Source organism: Vibrio sp. 1641 (assembly GCF_033339995.1).
Classification (GTDB): domain Bacteria; phylum Pseudomonadota; class Gammaproteobacteria; order Enterobacterales; family Vibrionaceae; genus Vibrio; species Vibrio alginolyticus.
On the sequence record NZ_JAWOVP010000520.1, the window covers coordinates 1 to 515 of the forward strand.

1 protein-coding gene and 1 pseudogene are annotated in these 515 nt (G+C 34.4%); both read right to left on the reverse strand.

The features are described from left to right. Window positions 1–226, reverse strand: a pseudogene (locus R7Z47_RS26900) (hypothetical protein); the annotation flags it as partial. 54 nt (window positions 227–280) lie between these two features. Continuing rightward, the coding region (locus tag R7Z47_RS26905) for a cysteine peptidase family C39 domain-containing protein (RefSeq protein WP_318131032.1) at window positions 281–515 on the reverse strand (235 nt) is incomplete at its 5' end.

Here is a 515-nt window from a genome sequence, read left to right on the forward strand (position 1 = left end):
CTAAGTTGGCAATATTTGTGTTCAAAATATCATCGCCATTTATAGTCGTAGTAATGCTTAATCCAATATTAATAATATACTCGTCCGTAATTTGGAAACCACCTCGATATTCTTCTAAAGATGAATTTGAAAGAGGAGTAAGCTCTTGTAGGCCAACATCTTTAGCATCCACATTAAAATGAGGTATTAGCATACAAAGCACTAACAAAAATTTATTGTAGTTCATAATGCAGGCCTTTCAGGTTGTTAAGCTCTTAAAGTTATTTAAAACAATGTTATATTAATTTTCACCGGAAACTGGGAGAGTAATGCTAAATACCCCTAAGGAATCTCTAGACACTCCTGTTTTTAATGGTGATCTTTGATATACGGTGAAATTATCATTGGTTATAAAGCTAGACCGTCCCATTTCCGCTTCGTTACGGACCAGTAACACAATTCCTTGATAATATTTTTCAAACTCATCCAGTTTCATTATCATGGTTCCTCTAGAAGGGTCTCCTAGAATAACTGAG